This is a genomic window from Paenibacillus sp. G2S3 (assembly GCF_030123105.1).
In the GTDB taxonomy this organism is placed as follows: Bacteria; Bacillota; Bacilli; order Paenibacillales; family Paenibacillaceae; genus Paenibacillus_AQ.
The window spans coordinates 1,515,554-1,538,617 of the sequence record NZ_CP126095.1; the positions used below are offsets into that span (position 1 = coordinate 1,515,554).

Below are 23,064 nucleotides of genomic sequence, written 5' to 3' on the forward strand. Positions count from 1 at the left end.
AAACTGGAATTCTGTAAAAAACCATAAAAAAAGACCGTAGGGAAATTTCCCCACGGCCTTATCATTCTCCGGTTAACTGATCCGTCCGGGTGATGGCAGGAAAGGCATTTCACAATTGTGTAGTGTTATTAAATTCATAAAAATGGACAGACTTCTCCCGTTATCGCCATTTACATGAGCAATGCCAGCTATCGCTTTAGGTAGCCGACTCATAACACTGTTGGTCCAATTGTGATCCATTCCTTCCACACCCCTTTCTTAACAAATTTAATGACAGTGTAAACAATATTCGGAAATTTAGCAAGTAAAAAGATGGCAGAGAGAAGTTTTACACGGCATAGAATATGAATTATGGAATAATATGGTTATATGTGAGGGCGGGTCACTAAAAAATAACAGATGAAAAGGGGAGGTTATATGGCACTTTTTGACGGATTGATGGGTAATGCATCACAAGTAAATCTAGCGGAGGTACAGCGGGAATATGCACAAATTCTTGCCCCTCAAGAGAAAATTGAACGAGCCTACAAGCTGATTAGAGATATGTTTATTTTTACAGACAAACGATTGATTCTGGTGGATAAACAGGGACTGACGGGCAAAAAGACGGATTATCATTCCATCCCATACAAAAGCATCTCGCATTATTCCGTGGAGACGGCAGGGCACTTTGATCTGGATGCGGAGCTATGTATCTATATTTCTAGCAGCACTATGCCGCTCAAGAAGACCTTTAATAAATCCGTGAATATTTATGAGGTACAGGCGGTATTATCACAATATATTTTAAAATAGTTTAGTTAGACAGTGTAGCGGAGTACCAGACCACCATAGACAAAAGCGGCTAAGATGACTAAGGCTGGATGCAGCTTAAGCCGCTTGATAGCCCAAAATGCGATTGCGGCAATGAGTAGTGTCTGCCAGATTCCGATGGAGTCCGCAGGACCTTTGGCCATTGTCCAAGTGAGTACAGCCATCATAACTGCTATAACTGGTTGAACAAGCAATGTCATCCCTTTCACTACGGGGGATTGCTTGTATTTTTGCATGACCTCTAACAGGATAATAAGCGCTGCAGCGGAGGGGAGAACGGTTGCTAACAAAGCTACGATGAGTCCTAACCAGCCGTAGACATCATAGCCGACGTAAGCTGCGATTTTGGTAGCAATCGGGCCAGGCAGAGCGTTGCCAAGTGCAAGCATGTTAGAAAATTGTTCATCGGTCAGCCAGCCGTAATGGGGAACGATTTCTTGATACATCAATGGAATAGAGGAAGGACCACCGCCATATCCAAGCAAATTCGCCATGAAAAATCCGTATATGAGCTCTAGCCAGTCCATCAATTTGATCCTCCTTGTTGTTTCTTTGCGATGATCCGGTAATGAACGGCTCCGTATCCAAGAAAAAGTACGATTACGATAGCTGGATGTATGTGAATTATTTGTAGCAGAAGTAAGGCGATAAGGATGAAGACAGCGCTGAGATATTTTCCTAGCCCTTTATAGGCTTTTTGCGCAAACTCATATGCCATTATTCCTAACATGACAGCAATGACAGGAGATACCCCCGCGATCATTCCAGCTACTACTTTTGATCCACTTAAATAATTCACAGCCGATAAAAGTATGACCATAGTCATACAGCTAGGTAAAATATGTGCCAGAACCGATAGTAAAGCCCCTCTAACTCCTCGAAGTTTATACCCGAGATAAGCCGCCATTTTGGTGGCAATAGGTCCCGGTAGAGCGTTGGCAATCGCCAATGTCTCCCCGAATTCATCATCACTTAGCCAAGTGTAGCGAGTTACCGCATCATGCCGGATCAAAGGAATCACGGAAGGTCCTCCTCCATAGCCGATAATCCCAGTTCTGAACATGGCGATAGCTAATTGTACATAGTCTTTATGGATGGATTTCACGTGAAACCTCCCTTTGTTTTTAGAGCTCATTCTATACAATTCATATGTGTGAAGCTACGAGGTTGACTAGCAATTAACTAATCTTTGTGCATGGATCACAAAAAAAAGATGTTAATTTTGCGGGTTAGTGTAATCGATTGACAAGGGATTTTTATGTAATGTTAAATGACATTAAATGAGTGAAAAGTTTATAGGGAGATGGGGAGCATGGCGGAGAAACCTGTAATAGGCACCAAAACAATGGTCGTCAGTCCTCATTATTTAGCTTCGATTGCAGGTGCACGCATTTTGGAAAAAGGGGGGAATGCCTTTGATGCGGCAGTGGCGGTCAGTGCTACGCTCGCTGTTGTCTACCCGCATATGACGGGGCTGGGTGGGGATTCGTTTTGGTTGACCTATAGCGCGCAAGAGGCGCGTGTCCGGGCGTATAACGGAAGCGGACGATCGGGTTATGGAGTTCGCAGGAGTTGCTTTGGTGGAGAGGGAGCTATCCCGAGGCGAGGTATCCGTAGCGCCATCACTGTGCCGGGGATGGTGGATAGCTGGGATGCCATGCTGAGCACGTATGGCCGCTTATCGCTGGCGGAGGTGCTAGAACCAGCCATCGGCTACGCCCAAGGAGGGTTTCCGCTGTCGCCGGACCAGCGGAATAATACGCTGCTTGCAGGAGCGGCGTTGTCGGCGGAGGCTTCGGCGATTTATATGCCAGGTGGAGTGGCTATGTCTGCTGGATCGAGATTTCAGCAGACACAACTTGCGACAACCCTGAGGACGTTGGCAGCGGGTGGGCGGGACGCTTTTTACAAGGGGAAGATTGCAGAAGATATCTGTGTGTATATGCTGGCAGCTGGGGGTTATCTCACACGGGATGACTTTGCGGATCATCAGGGGGATTGGGTGGAGCCAATTCATACGCAATATCACGGGCGTACGGTGTATCAAGTTCCTCCAAATTCACAAGGATTTACAGGACTGATGAGTCTTAATATATTGGAGCATTTTAATTTCGGAGAAATTGAGCATGGCTCTTATGAATATTATCACCTGCTTGTTGAGGCGCTGAAGCTGAGCTTTCGCGATCGGGATAAGGTGCTTACAGATCCGGTTTTTAGTGCTATTCCTTTGGTGCAGTTGCTGGATAAGAACTATGCAGGGCAACTAGCCCCTACGATCTCGATGCAAAAAGCGGCACAGCTGACAAGTCAGCCTATCGGCAGTGATACTGCATATGCTGCGGTTGTGGATGAGGAGGGGAATTCGGTCTCCTTTATTCAGAGTCTATATTTTGAGTTTGGATCAGGTGTGGTGGCTGGGAATACAGGAATTCTGCTGCAGAATCGGGGTTCATTTTTCTCGCTGGACCCTGGGCATGTTAATACGCTTGAGCCACATAAGCGCAGCTTTCACACGCTGATGCCAGCGATGGCCTGCCGTGAGGGAAAACCTGCGATTTTGTACGGTACGCAAGGTGGTGAAGGTCAAGCGCAGACCCAAACGCTACTTCTTACAAGGATGCTGCATTATGGAATGAACCCGCAAATGGCTGTAAGTAAGCCGCGATTTGTGTGGGGAAGAACGTGGGGGGAGCCTACGCAGGAGTTAAAGGTGGAAGGTAGGGTAGCGGATGAGGTGCTGGTAGGTCTGTCAGGAGCCGGTCATTCTGTGCGAAAAGTTGACGCTTATGACGGCATCGTGGGTCATGCCCACGTGATTTCCATAGATGACAATGGGTATCGTAGTGGAGGGACGGATCCGCGCTGCGATGGCGCGGCGATTGGTTGGTAGGGTGAGATGAGAGTAGGAAGAATTTGGGTCGGAGGTAGGTTGCAGGCAACACCTTGAAGTGCAAGGCTTCTTAGAAAGGTGTAACAGAAAGCCCTAGTTTATTGGACATGAGATTTTAGAAGGATGATTAGAATCTTAGACGAGTTGATTAAGATCTTAGAAGGGATGTTGAGGGGAGGAGGAAGGGGATATGGTGGATAATCGGTATGGTGCATTTATCGATCCTCAGCTAACAGTCGGATGTTTAGGGAACGGGATATTGGACGGACTGACCTTTGCGGTGAAAGATGTGTATGCGGTAGCAGGGCACAGTTCTTCTGCTGGTAATCCAGATTGGCTGCGGAGCCACAATCCGTCTAAAGAACATGCGGCAGTAGTACGTCAGTTGCTCCAATCGGGAGCGACGCTTCGAGGAGCGACTCATACGGATGAGCTGATGTACAGTCTGGGTGGTGAGAATCATCATTATGGGACGCCGATAAATCCCCGTGCCACAGGCTGTATCCCAGGCGGTTCTTCTAGTGGATCGGCAGTAGCGGTAGCTTCTGGTAGTGTTGATTTTGCGCTCGGAACAGATACGGGTGGTTCTATTCGAGTCCCTTCAGCTTATTGTGGAGTATATGGCTTTCGGCCAACGCATGGTGCTGTGGATATGGAAGGTGTGATTCCATTGTCGCCGCAATTTGATGCGGTAGGCTGGATAGCGGATCGTATGGATGTGCTCCAGAAGGTTGGGGAGGTTTTGCTTGGGTTTGGGCGCATGGATGAAAAAGTAACGATGAGCATAGATGGGAATTTAGAATTGAGGGATAATTTACAAAAGAACATAGTAGATCCTATACAAAAGAACATGGGAACTTTATTTGTTGCTACGGACTGTTGGGATTTAGTGGCTCCCAAGGATGTAAGTATTCTAGTGGACGGATTGAATCGCTTGCGGACTGGTGCTGATCATTTCCTCAAAAGTGAAATAGCTCGAGAAGGGTTAAAAGTCTGGATGGATGTCTTTCGAGTGCTACAAGGCAATGAGATCTGGACAACCCATAGCGCCTGGATTGAGAAGGTAAAGCCAGTTTTTGGGCCTGATATTGCAGCCCGGTTCTCTTGGGCTGCCAGCTTAGCGGGCAAGGACCATAGTATCGCTCAGAATAAGGGAAAGGAGATTTCTACCCAGTTGTGCCAGCTGCTGGGAGAAGATAATTGTCTTGTGATTCCGACAGTACCTGGTTCTGCACCGCTGCGTGGTGGGGATTTACGTCAATTGGAGGAGAACCGTAGTGGGGCGATGATGTTGAGCTGTATAGCAGGACTGGCTGGCCTACCTCAAGTAACATTACCTATGCTCTCTACAAATGGACTGCCGCTGGGATTGTCCGTTATCGCCGGATATGGTCAGGATCTTCGGTTGCTCTCATGGGTGAAGGAGATTTGGCGGCGACCTTGAGGTGATGATTCTTGAGATGATCGATGAAATTGGTTTTAAAAAAATGATCTGAACGTGGCGAAGTAGGTTCAATAATGATGTCTTAGAGTAAAAAGATAAATTCAGCGCTCAAATGTTGGTATAAGACCAGTGGTTCAATAAACACCTCCATGTGAAGAAAAAGAACGGTATAAATCCGGCTGAATCCGAGAAATAGGCTCATATAGCTGAAAAGAACGGTATAAATCCCGTAGAATTCGAGAAATAGGCCTATATAGCTGAAAAGAACGGTATAAATCCCGTTGAATCCAAGAAATAAGCTCATTTAGTCGGAAAGAGGGGTATAAGTACCCCAGAATCCAGTCATTCTGACGATATAGCCGGAAGGAGGGGTATAAATCCCCCACACCACTAAGGTTAGCCGCGACACGCTCACATTTTATCTGAACATGCAAACAAAGCACCTTCCACAAAGAAGGTGCCCATGCCCCGTTCAAGATCTATTCTACGAATGCTTCGACTTCTATTTCTACTAACAATAGTGGATCAATGAGTGCTTTTACCTCTACCATGGTTGCTACAGGCTGAATATCTTTGAAGAATTCACCGTGTGCTTTGCCGACTTCTTCCCAACGGGAAATGTCTGTCACGAACATTCTTGTTCTAATTACATGTGACAAATCAGCATCTAGCTGGTTTAGCGCTTTTTCGATGGTATGTAGGATGAATTTCGTCTGCGCGTATGGATCACCTACACCGACTACTTCCCCGTCTTGCATGGCTGTTGTTCCTGCGACTTCGATACGATTGCCGATTCGAATGGCGCGAGAATATCCAACTACCGACTCCCACGGTGAACCTGTAAACACTTGTTTTTTACTCAAAAGATCCCCTCCAAATCCATTCTAATATTATCCGATCTTATTATAATTCTAACACGAGAACTATCAGCTAAATATTAATAATTCATCAGTTACACTCATTTAATGTTATATTAACTAACATAAAAATCATTAAAATTTAATTTCACTCTATTCAAGGAGGTTCATTTTAATTATAATGTTACATAAAATAACATTATAAATCAGAAGTGGTTCTATTGATCCTAAAAGGAGGGATGGCATGCATCTTACGGTTGAAGAAGCGTTGTCCATTTATCCTTTGTCCGAGGCGAAGCTTATCGCGGGGTCCAAGGGGAAACATCGAATTGTGAAATCGATTAATGTGATGGACGCACCTGATATTTCGGATTGGATCAAAGAAGGCGAGATGCTGCTAACGACAGCCTATTTAATCAAGGACAATCTGGAGGATGCCTCTGCTTTGCTGCAGACACTGAATCGTAGGGGATCATCGGCCTTGGGCATTAAGCTGGGAAGATTTTGGGATGAAGTACCGGAGCAGCTAATCGCAGAAGCGGAGAGTCTTAATTTCCCATTAATCCAGTTGCCGTTCCAGTTCACTTTTTCGGATCAGATGAATGGCCTGTTTCGCGCCGAGCTTAGCCGGAGTACGAATGTCTTGCAGAACATAATGGAGAAGCAGAAAAAGCTGATGCAATTCGCCTTGCGATCAGTCCGCAGCCGTCCATTGTTTGACTCGGTGTCTGAAGTGATTGGCCATTCACTTGTGGTGGTTAGCGCACGCGGGGATGTAATCTACAACAATTCTGATTATCAGACCTCACAGCTGCTGGAGGGGTGGCCTTGGCAGAAACGGAATCAACGTTTTCGTATAGAAGATCGTATGGGTTATCGCACACCACTAATGCAAGGAGAAAAGTGCTCAGGATTTTTATTGTATTGTTCCATCGACCCTTTATTGCTCCCGGTGGAAGAGAGCTTGTTCGTTCAGGGCGCTGAACTTATTTCATATCATATTCATTCAGGATACGAGGATTATTTTGAACAGGCAGAACATAGAGAGTTCAGCGGATTGCTGAGACGTTGTTTGAGTGGTAACTTATCTTACTCCGATTTAGCACAGTCTGCTGTAAAGCTGGAGATAGAGCTGCTTCAATCCCCATTCTGTCTCTTATTAACCGATATTGCTACGACGAGTGAGGAACGCCAAAGTGAGCTGCTTAGATTAAAAGAAGAATACACTGAACATCCCGTACTGCGGGAATTAAAGGCCATTCATATGATTGTAGATCAAGGATTATTGTCCATTTATCCGGCAGATCGTCAGAGTCCCGAGCAATTTCGGGCTCTAATTCAGGCTTGTTTTGACAACCTGAAGTTTAACAAGGGAGATTATCCGCGAGCAGCGATAAGTAGTTGTAAAGTGAAGCCGGAGGGAGTGAAGGAGGCTTTTGCGGAGGTAAAGGAATGTATGGGAATGCTTCAGCTTGAGGGAGTGCATGGGAATGTTGTGCATTACCGGCAGCTTGAGCTTTCCTTGCTTCTTGGGCAAATCCCGACAGAGGTCATGGAGAAATATTGCAACGGAACGCTTAGAGGGCTGCTTAGCCGTGAGCCGGAGTATGTACGAGAAATGCTACGGACGCTGGAGGTTTATCTAGAGAACGATGGGCATGTCAATGAGACAGCCAAAAAGCTGTTTATTCATCGGAACACGGCTACCTACCGGATCGAGAAGCTTAGTGAGCTCTTGGATGTCGATTTTAAAAAAATAAATGATCTAATGAGGCTGAAGCTAGTGTTCATGTTTCGGAGAATGCTTGGGCGGGACTAAGGTCTGGGTTGAAATGCAAACACGGAGGAGGGAGCCTCGTGAATACACATGAGATCGCAATGCATATTCAAACCCATAAGGCGCCTGCGGTGCTGGCAACACTGATTGAGGTGGAGGGGCATTCGTATCGTAAACCCGGAGCGGTGATGCTCTTTTTTGAAGAGGGCACGATTGGGAGTCTGAGTCCAGGATGTCTGGAAAGCGATCTGCAGCTACGTACCTCTGAGATATGGGAACGAGGGCTACCCGAAATTGTGGAATACAATATGTTGTCTCCGGATGATCTGTCCTGGGGTGAGACTGTCGGCTGCGGGGGCAAGATCAAAGTGGTGCTTGAACCTGTGCAGGGGAAGTTAAATGAGCTTTTGGTGCAGGTGAGTGACAGACTGGCGGCGGGAGAACGGTTGGTTCTGTTTCGGGAGGTAGTGGAGAGGGGGTTTACCTATAAGCTGGAGCAGGATATTGATACTTCACTATCGCAGAACAAGCAACAACCGAAATTATCCCACTCGGCAAAAGAAAGCATGGCGGCAGGTCGCTTTATGGCCGCTCCAGCTGAATTGACAGCATTTCATACGTCTTTTGTGCCCAAACCGCGGCTTGTGATTTTTGGTGGAGGACGTGATGTGGTTCCGATTGCAGAGCTTGCTAACAAAGTTGGCTTTCGGATTGTGGTAGCCGATTGGCGCGAAGGGAGTTTGCAAAATGAGTTTCCTCGCGCTGAACGAATCATTTGTTCTTCTACGGAGGTTGTTCAACGTGTGGGTGTAGCTCAGCGGGATTATGTGCTGATTTGTAGTCATCAACTTGGGCGGGATAGACAGTTCCTGGAGAGTGTAATTCCGCTAGCTCCGCTATACATCGGGGTTATTGGTTCAAAAGCGCGGATAGCTCTTTTACTGGAAGGGCTTGAAGCTCCTCCCTCTTTACATGCACCTGTAGGACTGCCCATTGGTGGAGAAGGTCCCGAGGAAATTGCGGTCAGTATTATAGCAGAAATTATTCAAATTAGAAGGGCGGGCTTACGAGAGCTGCCTAAAGGAGTGGATAGTATTGAAGGTAGCAGGAATATATTTGGCAGCAGGGCAGAGCAGGCGGATGGGCGTGGCCAAGGTTTCGCTGAAATTATCACAGGAGGTCTCGCTCGGGAGCGTCGCGCTTAGTGAATTGGATCGCTGTAATCTTGAACCGCTTATCGTAGTGGTGCGTGCGGATGACAACTTGGAATGGCTGCCACCCGCGATTGCGCCGCAAGGGACTAGACGTACCGAAACCTGCTTAACCGCACATTTGGGATTATCTTTTTCCCTTCGCTGCGGACTTAATGCTGTGCTGCCTTTGCAGCCGGATGCTGTAGTTGTGGCACTCGCGGATCAGCCTTTTATTACTACGGCATTAGTGAATCGTCTAATACAAACGTTTGAACAATCACCGGAGATGGATTATGTGGCTAGTGTCAGCAACGGATCGGCTATGCCGCCGGCTTTGTTTTCGAAGACATTGTTTCCAGCACTACAGGGATTGGATGGGGATCGCGGAGCGGCAGCGATTTTGCGTTCACCTGATTATAAGGGGATTGTTCTGGAGTCTGAATCCGCCCACTATTTCATGGATGCAGATACAGAGGAGGATTTCGGGGAGATTCAGGAACAATGGATGCTGAGAAACGGAAAATAGAAATGTAATCGAGAAAGTAATCCCCCAAAAGTATTCCTTTTCCACATTGAGTCATATAATGTGACATACAATAACCTCTTCCAAATACAATTTAGTGCATATCACACAAAAAAAGCTCTGATTCTTATCATCAAACACAAACGTATGTTATATAAATTTACGCAAAGGCCGCCTCTAAGTATAGTAGAAGTACATTTATGGTTGCAGCCATGATGAGAGATGATTTGGAGGAGGAGAATTATGAAAAAAAGGGGTCAGTTCATAACATCTTGTCTTGCATTAATGGTTCTGATGACGGTGGCTTTGGTGGGGTGTGGCAGCAATAATAATACTTCTACAAATGCAACGGAGGCACCAGCGGCAACTACAGCGGCAACAGAGGCAACTGCAACAACAGAACCGGCTGCCAAGAAACCAACGGTTGCTTTTGTGTATATCGGACCTCCAGGAGATGGCGGCTATACGTACCAACATGATCAAGGACGGCTGTATATGGAGAAGGAGCTTGGCATTAAAGCCGACTTTGTAGAAAATGTCCCTGAAAGTGCCGATGCTGAACGAATCATCACAGAGCTTGCGCAATCACATGACATCGTGTTTACAACGAGCTTTGGATATATGGATTTTACATTGAATGTAGCAAGCAAATTTCCTAATGTGAAGTTCCTGCATGCTTCTGGTTACAAAACCGCAGAGAACATGGGGACTTACTTCGGGAAGAATTATCAAGCCAGTTATTTGAGCGGGATTGCGGCAGGGAAAATGACCAAAAATAATCAGCTGGGTTATGTCGGTGCTTTTCCGATCAGCGAAGTGATTTATAACTTGAATGCTTTTACCCTTGGAGCACAGAGCGTCAACCCTGATGTAAAGGTGAATGTGGTTTGGACGAATACATGGTATGACCCGACGACCGAGCGTCAAGCGGCAATCAGTTTGCTGGATAAAGGGGCGGATGTGCTTTTGGCTTATCAGGATTCTCCTGCTACGCTGCAGGCTGCTGCTGAACGGGGCGCTTTTGCCGGGGGGAATGACTCGGATATGAGCAAATACGCTCCGGACAATTATTTAACAAATCCAGTATGGAATTGGGGTCCTTATTACGTAAAAGCTGTGCAGGCAGTGATGGATGGAACGTGGAAAAGCGAGCAATATTCCGGAGATATGGCTGACGGTATGGTAGAGCTGGCTCCTTTCGGGAACAAAATTCCAGATGATGTGAAAAAGCTTGTCGAGGACGCTAAAGCTAAAATCATCAGTGGTGAGCTTGATGTTTTTACCGGACCCATTTCGGATAACCAAGGTAATGTTAAAGTTCAGGACGGCCAAAAGCTGACCCTGGAGGAAGTGCTGGGCATGAATTGGCTCGTAAAAGGTGTGGAAGGAACCATCCCGCAATAATGCGTAACCGTACTAAATAAAATGTGCAGGATCTATGGGTGGGGCGGATTCCATGAAGCGGAAACTACCCCACCCGTACTACAACTTGAAGGAAGGAGGGGCATAGGCCATGCGGGGAACTTCAGTTGAAATGCGGGGAATTGTGAAAAAATTCGGCTCGGTAACCGCCAGTGATCAAGTCGACTTTTCGGCAAATGCGGGGGAGATTCATGCACTGCTTGGTGAGAATGGGGCAGGTAAAAGTACGGTGATGAGCATGCTGTCCGGGGTGTACAGAGCAGACGAAGGCGAAATCTTCATTCATGGAAAAGCTGCTCACATCCGTTCTCCTAAAGATGCAGCACAGCTTGGTGTAGGTATGGTGTTTCAGAACTTTAGGCTGGTGCAAAGTCTCACTGCTGCGGAAAATATCGTGCTTGGCGAAAAGTCGTCTTTCTGGCGTGGGCGTAAGTGGATGAAGAACAAACGTAAGGAAATAGAGAAATTAGCTGAACGATTTGGATTGAATTTCCCCGTGGATCGCCCGATCTGGCAGCTGTCCGTCGGTGAACAGCAACGTGTTGAAATCGTTAAGACGCTGTATCGTGGGGCGGACATTATTATTCTGGATGAACCAACCTCTGTGCTGACCCCGGGAGAGGTAGAACAGCTGTTTGAAACACTGCGGGTCATGAAGCAGGCTGGGAAGACGGTCATTATGACCACTCATAAAATGAAAGAGGTTATGGCATCCTCCGATCGGATTTCCGTCATGCGCAAAGGAAAAATGATTGCCACACTGACCACGGCGGATACGGATGAATTGGAGCTGGCTCGCCTAATGGTAGGCAAAGAAGTAACCATTACAAGGCAAGAACGGGAGGCTACCGAAGGAGACGCTCTGTTAGAAGTAAAGGGCTTGGACGTATATGCCGATCATGGACGAAAAGCGTTGGATCATCTATCACTGAATGTTTGCAAAGGAGAGATCGTAGGCGTAGCTGGGGTAGCTGGAAATGGGCAAAAAGAGCTGGCCGAAGTATTAACAGGTCTTAGGGGATGGAAAAGTGGTGAGATCACTTTTGATGGAAAGACGGTGAAATCTGCTTCGGTAAGAGGGGCAATTGATTCGGGAATCTCCCACGTGCCGGAGAACCGGATGAAGAGCGGTTTAGCCGGGCGTCTCGGATCGGTGGATAATCTTTTATTCAAATCCTATCGTTCAGAGGAGCACTCTAAATATGGTTTCCTGAAGTCTGCGAAGAACCGTTCGTGGTCAGAGGAGCTGGTCCAGCGCTTTAATGTCAAAACTCCTGAGCTTGAGACGCCAGTACAGCAATTGTCAGGTGGCAATCAGCAGAAGCTGCTCTTTGCACGTGAGATCAGTCATCGGCCGAAGCTGATGGTCGCTGTTCATCCTACGCAAGGACTGGATGTAGGCGCTACGTCAGGTGTTCACGACCTTCTTATGGAGCTGCGCAGTTCAGGTAGTGGCGTGCTGTTAATTTCGGAGGATTTAGATGAATTGCTTCAGTTGTCCGACCGGATTCTAGTAATCTACAACGGCTCCATCATTGGTGAGAGTACGCATGAGGAAGCGAATCGAGAGAGCATCGGTTTATTGATGGCTGGTATTCATAACAGAGAGGAGAGCGCCGTATGAGTCTGGAGAATGGAAGAAATACTGCAGCAGCTGTTCTTGAACCTATTCCAGCCCACTCCGGGAAACGATCCTCTCTACGTTTGGAATACGATGCAAGCCGTATCCGTTCTCCTTGGTGGACTCCTATTGTATCTATCATTCTAGCGTTATTGCTATGTGCCTTATTTATCGCAGCAAATGGGATGAATCCGGTACTGGTCTACGAGAAAATGTTCCGTGGTGCATTTGGTACTACGTATGGCCTTACAGAAACCATGGTAAAGGCGATCCCCTTACTCCTGTGTGGGCTTGGAATTGCTGTAGCTTACCGCATTTCCATATGGAATATTGGAGCAGAAGGTCAGCTGACCGTTGGTGCTATGGCGGCAACTGCGGTCACGATTTATTTTCCTAATTTATCTTCATTCTGGTCTTTATCCTTAATGCTGCTGTTCGGCATTGCGGCGGGAGCGCTTTGGGGACTGCTGACCGCTATCCCCCGGACGCATTTTGGAGTGAATGAGCTGATTACTTCATTAATGCTGAATTATGTTGCTCTGTTAGCACTCGATTATGTGGTATTCGGACCCTGGAAGGATCCTAAAGGGTTTAATTTCCCAGGATCGCCAAAGTTTACTGCGGCTCAGTCCCTGCCTGTTCTCGGAAGTACAAGACTTCATATCGGACTGTTATTTGGACTTATCGCCGTTATGATCTATTACCTGATGATTCGTTTCACCAAATGGGGATACGAGCTTCGTCTGATTGGGGCCAATCCTGTGGCTGCTAGATACGCCGGAATTCATATCAAGCGGCATATTATTATCGTCATGCTGATTAGTGGGGGGCTCGCCGGTATCGCTGGAATGGCCGAGGTCTCCGGTGTTACACACAAGCTGATGCAGGGCATCTCCCCGGGTTATGGGTATACCGCCATTATTGTGGCTTGGCTGGCTAAATTGAATCCACTCGGTCTAATCGTTACTTCCATTCTGTTCGGTGGCCTAATTGTCGGTGGATATAGTGTTCAGACCATTGGGCTACCCTCTTCGATTTCGGAAATGCTGCAGGGCTCCATCCTGTTTTTCCTGATTGCGGGCGATATGATTTACCGTTTCCGTATCCGCCGTAGCGGGGTTCAGTTGAAGGGAGGGAGGTAGCCGATGGATTTTACAACACAGCTACTTATTGCTGCAATATCCGCAGGGACCCCACTGCTGCTGGCTACTCTGGGAGGCATTCTAAATGAACGAGCCGGCATTATCCAGCTTGGAGCTGAAGGTTTGATGCTGATGGGAGCAGTCACCACTTGTATTGTGTATATTCGCTCTGGAAACCTGCTGCTAGCTCTGCTGGCTACCGTGGCTGTGACGGCTGTGCTTGGTTTGCTGCATTCTTTTCTCTGTGTGACCTTGCGGGCGAACCAAACGATGTCCGGTCTTGCGATGACCTTGTTCGGAAGTGGATTGAGTGCTTATCTGGGCAAGCCGATCAGTGGCATTCCTTTGCCGGGAACATCCCCTAAGCTGCATCTGGCTTGGCTTGAGAATGTTCCGGTGATCGGTCCGATATTCGGCAACATGGACTACCTGACCTGGTTTAGCCTGCTGCTAGTGCTCGCTCTGCATTTGCTAATTCACCGCACCTCGTGGGGCTTGCATTTGCGGGCAGTCGGAGACAGCCCGGCAACCGCTGATGTGATGGGGATTCGTGTAGAGCTTATCCGTTATAGCTACGTAATCGTCGGGGCTGCCCTCATCGGTCTGGCCGGAGCGGATATGGTTTTGGCTTACGCGCCAACCTGGAATGAAGGACTTACGGCCGGTCGAGGCTGGATTGCCGTGGGTTTAGTGATTTTCGCCAGATGGAATCCGCTGCGTGCCTTGTTCTGCGCCTACTTTTTTGGGGCATTGGATTCACTTGGCTTCCGTATTCAATTACTGGGCAGTGCAGTTCCGCCCTATTTTCTCAAAATGATTCCGTACCTTGTGACCATTCTAGTCCTGATGTACCTGGGGTACCGCAATCGCAACAAACCATCAGGCACACCGGAGGCGCTCGGAGTTCCTTATATTCGGGAACAAAGGTTTTAGGGGAAGCAATAGGAGCAATCTGGTACTCAAAAGGGAGGCGGAGTGTATGGGAGTTTTACGGGAAGAGGATGGAAGGCTACCTGATGTAATTCAGCCCCGCAGCCTGCACGAAGCTTGGGAGAGGAAAATGGCGCTTGGGGACAGTGCCCGATACGTTGCGGGTGGGACACTGCTGAGAACAGGGTGGGAGAATGGAACGGCGCTAATGCCCAAACAGCTAATTGATCTCAGGCAGATCTCAGGTCTCACGGACATCACTTTAACGGAATTTCACTTATCTCTGGGTGCTCTTGTTCCACTTTCCCAGTGCCGCAGCGATGAGCATTTGCAGGCAGTGGCTCCAGCGCTGCAAGAGGCCGCACGCTGCATAGCTGCCCCGTCGATTCGTAACCTCGCCACGCTCGGAGGCAATATTGCTTCTGGCTTCGGTGATATTCTACCTGCGTTACTGGTCTATGATGCTGAATTGATCTCCTTTGACGGTAAATTTATGACGGCTCTGCCTTTGCTAGAATGGCTAAACAATCACTGGAGCGGGATAAAACCTGCGGCAGATCTTGTGGCTGAGATTCGCATATCGCCTGCTCGCCGAGAGAATCCGTTAACGGATAGGCTGGAAATCTTCCGTAAGGTTGGCCGTAGAGAAGCTTTCACCCCATCGCTTGTAACGGTAGCGATATCCGCAGCGATTGATACTGAACATCGTTTACACGAGGTTCGTATCGCAGCAGGTGGGGGTTCAGGGCGGCCGCAGCGGCTAAGTAGAGCTGAAGCTATACTTGAAGATGTGGTGTATACAGAGGCGCTGTTGCCTGCTCTATATGAAGTGGTTGAAAACAGCTTTGAGACGTATAACGATCCCTTTGCCACAGAGCTTTACAAGAAAAAAACGGCTGGAAACCTGGTTGTAGCTGAGCTATGGAAGGCTATGAATAGGCGGAGTTAAGAGGTGAGAGATTCCACGAAAGGAGCGAGGGAAAATGCTGCTGAATAAGGAATCCAGCGGGAGCCGCTGGCGTACACGGCCCGACGGAGAGGGCAAGGTATCCGGCAAGCTGCAGTATTTGACCGACATGAGGGCGGAAGAAATGTTGATCGGCCGCGTGCTCCGCAGTCAACAGGCGCATGCCCGTATTTTATCCGTGCGAATAGAGAAGGCCCTGGAGGTTCCGGGTGTACACGCTGTAATTACCCATGAGGATGTGCCCGGACTTAACGGTTTTGGTATAGCCTTGCCGCATCAACCGGTATTTTGCAGTGATCGTGTACGTTACACTGGCGATGCGATTGCGGCAGTAGCGGCTGAGACGGATGAAATTGCGGAAAATGCCTTATCCCTTATCGAAGTGGATTATGAGCTTCTACCCTTACTGGAGAATCCGGAAGAGGCGATGAAGACGGATGCTATTCTTCTACATGCCGAGGGAAACGTGCTTCATCGTACGGAATACCGCAAGGGGCAACCGGAAGCGGTATTTAAGGATTGCTGCCACGTAGTGGAGGAGACATATTACACACCTCGCCAAATGCACACCTATATGGAGACTGAGGGTGGATTGTTTATCCCCGAAGATAACGGACGGCTTACCGTGTATTCAGCTACACAGCATGGGTTGATGGATCGGATGCAGCTATCCAGAATTCTGGCTATTCCTCAAGAAGATATTCGCGTCATCTCGAGTCCGATCGGCGGTTCTTTTGGAGGAAAAGACGAACTAAATGTACAGCCATACGGAGCACTGCTCGCCTTGCGGACACTTCGTCCAGTCAGACTGCATAATTCGAGAGCTGAATCGGTTCGTGCAGGACTTAAACGTCACCCTATGAAAATCACCATGAAAACTGGCTGCGACCACGAAGGAATCATCAAGGCACATCAGGTCAAAATTATTTCAGATACAGGAGCTTACGCAACGCTGGGCGCGGAGGTGCTCAACTTCGCGACAGAACATGTGATGGGCCCTTACATCATCGATCATATAGATGTAGAAGGTTTCGCTGTATATACCAATAACGGTGTGTCCGGTGAATTTCGAGGGTTTGGCGGCAATCAGGCGATTTTTGCTTTGGAAGGACAGATCGATCGTTTGGCTGAGCGCTTACAGATCGATCCGTGGGAAATGCGCCGCCGCAATTTGCGTAAATATGGAGATCTGGGGCCACTGGGTCAGGAAATTGCTCAGACTGACGGCGCCTTTCAGGTGTGGGATGCGCTGGCGTGTTCGCCCCTGATGACTGAGCCTGCGTCTACTGATAGTGGATCAGGCTTCGTGGAACCATGGATCGTCACCGGAACGGGTGCTGCGATAGCTATGCATGGTGCAGGACTTGGTTACGGTATCCCCGATCCGGCGGGTGGCCGGCTGTCTCTGACGCTAGATGGCAAGATTGAGGCGGTGTTTGGTTACGAGGAGTTTGGTCAGGGCTTAATCGCGACCATGGAACAAATGCTGATTGAACGGTTTGGCTTGGCAGCAGAGGATATCAGCATCGTCATTGGCGATACGGATGTTGTGCCTGATAGCGGATCAAGTACTGCTTCACGTTCGACAAGCATGATGTGGATGGCTCTTCAACGGCTGCAGCCTGACTTTACCGCTCGAGTGTTGCAGGCAGCGGTGACAATAAAACCGAAGCTGGATATCACCGAAATGAAGCTAGGACCTGGCGGGATTTGGCAAAAAGATGGCGGCCTTCTTCTGACGTACAAGGAGCTGGCATTGAGGATTTCAGAACCCATTGTTTGTAATACGAAGTTTACTTATCCAACCACGCCCTTTAAAAGAGTGGGAGCACATTTCCTATACACCTATTCCGCTATCGCGGTCCGCGTGGAGGTTAACCTGCTTACAGGACGTGTCCGTGTGTTGGATCAATATCATGCGGTAGCTGCGGGACCGGTGGCTAATCCACAAGGTTACCTCGGGCAGATTGAAGGTGGCAGCAGTATGGCGGTGGGCTTCACCTTGTCAGAGGATGCTGTAATGTCAGGCGGCAGCTATGTCACCAAAAATTTAGACACCTATTTGGTGCCGACCATTGCCGACATGAATGGCAGCATTCAAGTGCAGCCGATAGAGGATTTGCCGGATCATGATACGTATGGTCCTCGTGGCATTGGAGAGGTGGGTTCCGTCAATTTAGCTCCGGCAGTCGCATCAGCCATATTTCAGGCTGTAGGGAAACGGGTAACCAAGCTGCCCATTGATCCCGAATGGCTGCAATCTACGCCGTTTATTCCACAAAAGGCGGTGAATATCCATGCCGAGCACTAATTCGAATTCGAATCTAAATGAAGAGAACCTTGATCCTGCTTCGTCTGCGGAAGCTTTCACAGAGGAGAAGTTCACCTTCAAGTGCAACCTCAATGGCAAAGCAATATCCACCGTGATTCCCCCTTCTCGACGGCTTTTAAATGTCATACGTGAAGATTTGGAGCTGACCGGAACGAAGCGCTCTTGTGAGATTGGCCGCTGCGGAGCCTGTATGGTCCTGGTCGATGGACATCCGGTGAATTCATGTCTGGCGATGGCCTATCAATGCTCAGGTGCCGAAATTACAACAATTGAGGGTCTTAGTGAGGCGGGGCTGCATCCCGTTCAGCGTGCTTTTTTAGAAGAAGGCGGGTTCCAATGCGGTTATTGTACGCCAGGGATGGTCATCTCGGTGGTTGCCCTGCTGGATGAGAATCCGCATCCTACTCAGGCTGAAGTAGAGGAAGCTTTATCGGGTAACATTTGTCGCTGTACAGGATACGGAGGCATTTTGCGAGCTGTCAATAAAGCTATAGGAGGTGGAGTGGATGGTCGTTTCTGAATACAGGTATACGCTGGAAGAGATAAATGCCATGAGTATAACGGATTTTGTGAAGCATCTAGGCGGCATTTTTGAACATTCACCGTGGGTGGCAGAGGAGGCTTATAAGCAGATCCCGTTCCATTCTATAGAGCATTTGCATAGCACCATGATGCAAACCGTTCTGAGTGCTGATCGGAGCCGAATGGAGGGACTATTAAAAGCTCACCCAGATTTAGCGACTAGGCTGCAAGTTACGCCTTTGTCAGCATCAGAGCAGCAGGGAGCTGGTCTGGATCGGCTAACAACGGAAGAGTTTACTCTCCTGAGTGATCTGAATAGAAAATATACAGACAAATTTCAGTTCCCTTTTATTCTAGCAGTTCGTGGCAAAAACAAAGATGACATTATCAACGCCATTGAAGCGCGGGTAGAACGATCCCCTCAGGAGGAATGGGTGCAAGCTTTTTTTGAGATCGGCCTTATTACGAAATTCCGCCTAAGCGATTTAATCATTCATTCATCATAATCGGGGAGGGTGTCAGCCATGCTGGAACCAATTAACGGACGTACTATGTTTTATGGAAAAAGCGATGTTCTAACCTATCGTACCTATGCAAAGCCGCTGGCCGTTACCCCCGTTCCCGAATCTTCATTTACGGGCTGTGACAACATTATATTCGCGCATAATATTACATTTGCCGTTACGGGCGAAGCCTTTCTTCCTTCTTTTTCAGAGGGGGATAATTCAATGGTGGTAGCTACTGATTCTATGAAAAATTTCATTCTGCGCAATACCGCCGACTACACGGGCAGCACAACGGAAGGATTACTGCAGCTTCTGAGCAGCCGTTTTATCGATAGATACAGTCATGTCACCGCGGTTTCCGTTTCCGCAGACCGTTTGCCTTTTGAACAGGTAATGGTGCCTGGGGGCGAGGGGCTTAGGCAGAGTCATTTAGTGCTGCGTCACTCCAATAATGAATCCTATTCGGCTTCGCTGACAGTAAAACGTGGGGAAAATGGGACTGAGGTTGTCGCTCATGAATGCCGGTTGAAGGATTTACAGCTGATTAAAGTGAGCGGGAGCTCGTTTTATGGATTTATCCGAGATGAATATACGACATTGCCAGAAAGCTTTGACCGTCCGCTTTATATTTTTCTGAATATTAACTGGACCTACGATGATGTGGAGCATGCTTTGGATGGAGATCAGGGTCAATATGTGGCTGCGGAGCAGATTCGTGATATCGCCCATAGCGCTTTTCATGAGCTCAATAGCCCTTCGATTCAATCGTTGATTTATCAAATTGGACTACGCGTGTTGTCCCGTTTCCCTCAATTGTCTACCGTTTCGTTTGAGTCTAATAACCGGACTTGGGAAACGATTGTTGAGCCTGAAGAAACCAAGGGCGGCGTGTTCACCGAACCTCGTCCGCCTTATGGCTTTCAGGGATTTTCTGTTAGCCGTGCAGATCTGGCTGGAGAAACAGCTTAATGAGCGGGCGTCTTACCACCCATGTGCTGGATCTGTCGCGGGGCATTCCTGCTGCAGGACTGACACTACAGCTCTGGAAGCTTACGGAGGGAGTGAGCAAGCTCCTGTGTGAAGTAGTCACGAACAGTGACGGGAGGCTGGATGCTCCGCTGCTGGAGGGGAGCGAGCTGGAGGCTGGCTGCTATGAGCTGTTGTTTATGGTCGGCGATTATTATCGTAGAGCTGATGCCGAGGAGTCGGCTGTTGGCATAGGAGTACCTGAAAGCTCAGTAGACGCTAAACGTGAGACGTCTTTTTTTCTAGAACAAATCCCCATTCGCTTTCAGATAGGAAGCTCTATAGACCACTACCATGTACCTTTGTTAGTAGCTCCTGGTGGGTACAGCACGTATCGAGGAAGTTAGGGAAGATTCGATGACCGGAGGAGGAGGCAGCTCATGAAGGAGCCCTATGAACTTGTGATTAAGAATGGTAATGTAGTGCTGCCTGATCAGGTGCTTAAGCTGGATATTGCTGTTTCAGAGGGAAAGATCGTCGCATTGGGCGAGGAGCTTTCGGCTGCACCACTGACCCAAGTCATCGACGCAGATGGGCTCTATGTCCTCCCCGGTATGATTGATATGCATGTGCACTTTAATGAGCCAGCGCTGGGACATTGGGAAGGCTTTCGCAGCGGTTCTGCGGCGTTGGCAGCTGGAGGCTGCACAACCTATGCAGATATGCCGCTTAACGGCAATCCACCTACGGTGAACGAGGCTGCACTCCAGCAAAAGCTAAATGCTGCGGCTGGCAATTCCGTGGTTGATTATGTGCTGTGGGGGGGTCTCGTTCCGGGAAATCTGGACGATTTGGAAGCATTGGCAGCTGCTGGCGTCACTGGATTTAAAGCCTTTCTCTCCAATCCCGGAGGGGAAGGCGAAGGTAGATTCCGCGAAGTGGATGAGGATACGCTCTTTCAAGGGATGCAGCGAATTGCTGCTTTGGGCGGAATTCTCGCCCTTCATGCCGAAAGTGAGGCCATCACGGCAGTGTTGACCGCCGATGCCGTGCGAAATGGCAGAAGCAGTGCCTGTGATTTTGCGGCTTGCCGCCCTGCTGAGGCAGAGCTGGAGGCAGTCAGCAGGGCGCTGCTGTACAGCGAACGGACTGGATGTCGGCTGCATTTTGTCCATATCAGCACAGCCACCGCCATTGAGAAAATCTATGAAGCCAAGCTTCGAGGGCTGGACGTCTCGGCTGAAACCTGTCCACATTATCTGGTGCTCACAGAAAGGGAGATGGAGGATCTAGGTCCTGTGGCGAAGTGTGCGCCTCCGCTGCGGAGTGAGCTGGAGCAGGAGAAGTTATGGGAGATGCTTGCCCAAGGCAAAATCGACCTGATCGCTTCAGATCATTCTCCGTGTCCGACGGAATTGAAGATGCGACCGGAGTTGTCTTTTTTTGAGGCTTGGGGTGGGATCTCAGGTGCGCAAAGCAGCCTGGAGCTTATGTTCCATGAAGGTGTGAATGTCCGCGGCTTGCCGATTACCTTAATCTCTCGCCTGCTTGCCGGGCAACCCGCAAAACGTTTTGGGCTGGATCATCTTAAAGGCGCTATAGCGCTAGGGCTGGATGCCGATCTAGTTCTGTTGAATCCAAACGCGACCTACACGCTAAATGCTGAGGATTTGTTATATCGCCACAAGCACAGCCCTTACATCGGAAAAACTCTATCCTGCAAGGTAGCTGCGACGATATGCCGTGGACGGGTGGTCTATACCTCTGATGCAGGAGTGATTGCCGAGGAAGGTGGACAGTGGCTGCGGATTAGGAAGGAGCAGTATAGCCTATGAACGATTCCAGAGTCCAAGCATCGACCCAGAAGCTGCTCGAGCTGCTTGAGGAGCTGGCGGCATATACCGCGCCTGGTCCGGGAGTTACCAGATTGCTATACACGGAGGAATGGGGACAGGCACAGACTTTTTTGCAGCAAAAAATGGCTGAGTTTGGTTTAAAGGTTACCATCGATAAGGTGGGTAATGTATATGGACGCCTATGTGGACGCAGTCCGGAGCAAAAGATCATTTTAACCGGATCACATATCGATACCGTGGTTAATGGCGGCAAATATGATGGTGCTTATGGGGTTGCCGCAGCCATGCTTGCGCTTCAAGATTTGCAGATGAATTATGGTCAGCCGAAGCGAACGCTTGAGGTCGTATCTTTTTGTGAAGAAGAGGGGAGCCGATTTCCGCTTGCTTATTGGGGCTCGGGTCATGTTACGGAAAGGTATGACGGAAATGAAGCAGCAGCCTGTAAGGACGCTGATGGAATATCATTACAGGCAGCAATGGCGGAATTCAGTTTTTTGCAGGGCACAACGGCTGGGGATGTCTCTAAGATTACAGGAGCCAGAAATGATATCGGCGCTTTTGTAGAGCTGCACATTGAGCAGGGAATTATTCTGGAGAAAACAGACACGCAGATAGGCGTAGTTCTGGGGATTGTTGGACAGAGACGTTACATGGTTAAGGTTAGAGGTGTGGCTAATCATGCTGGCACAACGCCGATGTTGATGCGGCATGATGCACTGACTAGTGTGGTAGAAATGCTCTATGTACTGGAAGGTGCTGCTAAAGCGGCAGGTGAACCACTTGTGGCAACCTCAGGGAAGCTTGAGGTGTATCCGAATACGCCAAATGTGATTCCGGGTGAAGTTCTTTTTACATTAGATATCCGGCACAGTGAAGAGGATGAACTAGAGTGTTTCTGTATGAGGCTTTTTTCGCAATATCATGAAATCGTCGCAAAACGTGGAGTAACCTTGGAGGTTACGCCTGTGCTTCATACACTCCCTGCACCTATGGATACTAAGCTCTCTACAGCGCTGGAAAATATCTGCCTAAAACAGGGCAAAACCTACCGTACGATGGTAAGTGGAGCGGGACATGATGCCCAGCTGTTTGTACCGCGTTGCCCCACTGCGATGATTTTTGTACCCAGTCGTGCGGGTATCAGCCATTCACCGGAAGAGTATACTTCCCCCGAGCAGCTAGCTGCTGGGCTTGAGGTGCTGACGGCGATGCTATACGAGTTAGCTTATGAATAGAGAGTTCGCTGAAACGGAGCCCGTCCCTTAAAGGACGGCATAGCCGTTTCTACTTGAAGGGAGAGATC

At 48.6% G+C, this 23,064-nt stretch carries 22 protein-coding genes; 18 read left to right on the forward strand and 4 right to left on the reverse strand.

Annotated features, from left to right (window positions below; all coding sequences use genetic code 11):
• Positions 1-72: 72 nt before the first annotated feature.
• The gene (locus QNH28_RS06765) at positions 73-240 is read right to left on the reverse strand and encodes a hypothetical protein (RefSeq protein ID WP_283910705.1); all 168 of its coding nucleotides are present in this window, start codon (positions 238-240) and stop codon (positions 73-75) included.
• 177 nt (positions 241-417) lie between these two features.
• On the opposite strand from QNH28_RS06765, the gene QNH28_RS06770 reads away from it, so the two are divergent.
• Positions 418-795 carry a PH domain-containing protein gene (locus tag QNH28_RS06770; RefSeq protein ID WP_042185757.1) on the forward strand — a complete coding sequence of 126 codons (378 nt, stop codon included), beginning with the start codon at positions 418-420 and terminating at the stop codon, positions 793-795.
• Between the two features lie 5 nt (positions 796-800).
• Here QNH28_RS06770 and chrA read toward each other — a convergent pair whose 3' ends face one another.
• A complete protein-coding gene (gene chrA, locus QNH28_RS06775; protein WP_283910706.1) occupies positions 801-1,340 on the reverse strand; it encodes a chromate efflux transporter ChrA in 540 nt (179 codons plus the stop codon).
• Positions 1,340-1,918: a chromate efflux transporter ChrB gene (gene chrB, locus QNH28_RS06780; RefSeq protein ID WP_349655037.1), complete on the reverse strand. Its 579-nt coding sequence runs from the start codon at positions 1,916-1,918 to the stop codon at positions 1,340-1,342. The genes chrA and chrB overlap by 1 nt, the downstream gene beginning before the upstream one ends.
• A gap of 207 nt (positions 1,919-2,125) precedes the next feature.
• On the opposite strand from chrB, the gene ggt reads away from it, so the two are divergent.
• Complete coding sequence (ggt, locus tag QNH28_RS06785) at positions 2,126-3,703, forward strand: gamma-glutamyltransferase (protein ID WP_283910707.1); 1,578 nt, start codon at positions 2,126-2,128, stop codon at positions 3,701-3,703.
• Between the two features lie 190 nt (positions 3,704-3,893).
• Entirely contained in the window at positions 3,894-5,147 is a 1,254-nt protein-coding gene (locus QNH28_RS06790) for an amidase family protein (protein WP_349655038.1), read from the forward strand.
• 479 nt (positions 5,148-5,626) lie between these two features.
• On the opposite strand, the gene QNH28_RS06795 is transcribed toward QNH28_RS06790, so the two are convergent.
• Positions 5,627-6,010, reverse strand: a complete 384-nt coding sequence (locus QNH28_RS06795; protein ID WP_094871269.1) for a RidA family protein — start codon at positions 6,008-6,010, stop codon at positions 5,627-5,629.
• A gap of 238 nt (positions 6,011-6,248) precedes the next feature.
• On the opposite strand from QNH28_RS06795, the gene QNH28_RS06800 reads away from it, so the two are divergent.
• The 15 genes from QNH28_RS06800 to QNH28_RS06870 all read left to right on the forward strand — a co-directional run bounded on the left by QNH28_RS06800 (position 6,249) and on the right by QNH28_RS06870 (position 22,996).
• Positions 6,249-7,823: a PucR family transcriptional regulator gene (locus QNH28_RS06800; RefSeq protein ID WP_283910708.1), complete on the forward strand. Its 1,575-nt coding sequence runs from the start codon at positions 6,249-6,251 to the stop codon at positions 7,821-7,823.
• A gap of 38 nt (positions 7,824-7,861) precedes the next feature.
• A complete protein-coding gene (locus QNH28_RS06805) occupies positions 7,862-8,986 on the forward strand; it encodes an XdhC family protein (protein WP_283910709.1) in 1,125 nt (374 codons plus the stop codon).
• On the forward strand, positions 8,928-9,500 hold the full coding sequence (locus QNH28_RS06810) for an NTP transferase domain-containing protein (RefSeq protein ID WP_283910710.1): 573 nt from the start codon (positions 8,928-8,930) through the stop codon (positions 9,498-9,500). Before QNH28_RS06805 ends, QNH28_RS06810 begins: the two co-directional genes overlap by 59 nt.
• 240 nt (positions 9,501-9,740) lie before the next feature.
• Positions 9,741-10,901: a BMP family ABC transporter substrate-binding protein gene (locus QNH28_RS06815; RefSeq protein ID WP_283910711.1), complete on the forward strand. Its 1,161-nt coding sequence runs from the start codon at positions 9,741-9,743 to the stop codon at positions 10,899-10,901.
• Positions 10,902-11,010: 109 nt separating this feature from the next.
• Complete coding sequence (locus QNH28_RS06820; protein ID WP_283910712.1) at positions 11,011-12,543, forward strand: ABC transporter ATP-binding protein; 1,533 nt, start codon at positions 11,011-11,013, stop codon at positions 12,541-12,543.
• Positions 12,540-13,682, forward strand: coding sequence for an ABC transporter permease (locus QNH28_RS06825; RefSeq protein WP_283910713.1), 1,143 nt, complete (start codon positions 12,540-12,542; stop codon positions 13,680-13,682). The genes QNH28_RS06820 and QNH28_RS06825 overlap by 4 nt, the downstream gene beginning before the upstream one ends.
• A 3-nt stretch (positions 13,683-13,685) precedes the next feature.
• Positions 13,686-14,615, forward strand: coding sequence for an ABC transporter permease (locus QNH28_RS06830; protein ID WP_283910714.1), 930 nt, complete (start codon positions 13,686-13,688; stop codon positions 14,613-14,615).
• 46 nt (positions 14,616-14,661) lie between these two features.
• Positions 14,662-15,561, forward strand: a complete 900-nt coding sequence (locus QNH28_RS06835; RefSeq protein ID WP_283910715.1) for an FAD binding domain-containing protein — start codon at positions 14,662-14,664, stop codon at positions 15,559-15,561.
• A gap of 34 nt (positions 15,562-15,595) precedes the next feature.
• Positions 15,596-17,890, forward strand: a complete 2,295-nt coding sequence (gene pucD / locus QNH28_RS06840) for a xanthine dehydrogenase subunit D (RefSeq protein WP_283910716.1) — start codon at positions 15,596-15,598, stop codon at positions 17,888-17,890.
• A complete protein-coding gene (locus tag QNH28_RS06845) occupies positions 17,877-18,431 on the forward strand; it encodes a (2Fe-2S)-binding protein (RefSeq protein WP_283910717.1) in 555 nt (184 codons plus the stop codon). The genes pucD and QNH28_RS06845 overlap by 14 nt, the downstream gene beginning before the upstream one ends.
• Positions 18,418-18,939 (forward strand): 2-oxo-4-hydroxy-4-carboxy-5-ureidoimidazoline decarboxylase, encoded by a 522-nt coding sequence (gene uraD, locus QNH28_RS06850; RefSeq protein ID WP_283910718.1) that lies wholly within the window; start codon positions 18,418-18,420, stop codon positions 18,937-18,939. The genes QNH28_RS06845 and uraD overlap by 14 nt, the downstream gene beginning before the upstream one ends.
• Positions 18,940-18,957: 18 nt before the next feature.
• Positions 18,958-19,908 carry a factor-independent urate hydroxylase gene (gene pucL, locus QNH28_RS06855; RefSeq protein ID WP_283910719.1) on the forward strand — a complete coding sequence of 317 codons (951 nt, stop codon included), beginning with the start codon at positions 18,958-18,960 and terminating at the stop codon, positions 19,906-19,908.
• On the forward strand, positions 19,908-20,312 hold the full coding sequence (gene uraH / locus QNH28_RS06860; RefSeq protein ID WP_283910720.1) for a hydroxyisourate hydrolase: 405 nt from the start codon (positions 19,908-19,910) through the stop codon (positions 20,310-20,312). The genes pucL and uraH overlap by 1 nt, the downstream gene beginning before the upstream one ends.
• 33 nt (positions 20,313-20,345) lie before the next feature.
• Positions 20,346-21,740 carry an allantoinase gene (locus QNH28_RS06865; protein WP_283910721.1) on the forward strand — a complete coding sequence of 465 codons (1,395 nt, stop codon included), beginning with the start codon at positions 20,346-20,348 and terminating at the stop codon, positions 21,738-21,740.
• Positions 21,737-22,996, forward strand: coding sequence for a Zn-dependent hydrolase (locus tag QNH28_RS06870; protein ID WP_283910722.1), 1,260 nt, complete (start codon positions 21,737-21,739; stop codon positions 22,994-22,996). The genes QNH28_RS06865 and QNH28_RS06870 overlap by 4 nt, the downstream gene beginning before the upstream one ends.
• Positions 22,997-23,064: the final 68 nt, after the last annotated feature.